Source organism: Cognatundibacterium luofuense, assembly GCF_018139685.1.
Taxonomy (GTDB): domain Bacteria; phylum Pseudomonadota; class Gammaproteobacteria; order Burkholderiales; family Burkholderiaceae_D; genus Undibacterium; species Undibacterium luofuense.
In genome coordinates this window covers 1-379 of sequence record NZ_JAGSPN010000257.1, presented here as the reverse complement: position 1 = coordinate 379, position 379 = coordinate 1, and the positions used below count along the sequence as shown (strand labels likewise).

General features: G+C 56.2%; 1 protein-coding gene. It reads right to left on the bottom strand.

The genetic code is table 11. The features are described from left to right. Positions 1-379: DUF1302 family protein (locus KDM89_RS20295; protein WP_212689675.1), on the bottom strand; the 379-nt coding region annotated here is incomplete at both ends.

Genomic DNA, 379 nt, shown 5'->3' with positions numbered 1-379 from the left:
CCCGCCGGCGCCGAAACACCCTAACATGGAAACAGCGTCACGCGGACGATATGAGAGCTCCGCGCCAATCGCCCAATCGCCGATGGGGAAGTTCGCGCTGACACCGAACAGGTCGCGGTCTTTGAGGTATTGCGCAGCCCCCATGGTACCTCCTGCGATGGATCCAAACACCGGATTTTTATCGGTATAGTTTTCGTAGTAAGCAGCCAGGTTTAGTGATGTCCCCGCAGGGGTATAGCCAACACGGATGCCATATTGCGGTTTATTACCCGGTCTCAATGCTGTGTAAGGGAAAGCTGTTGTCGGATCCAGACCAGCCTCGTTGAAATTAGCCGGATTGGACATGGCCGGCACAGCTCCGCGCCCAGAATTGTCGCTC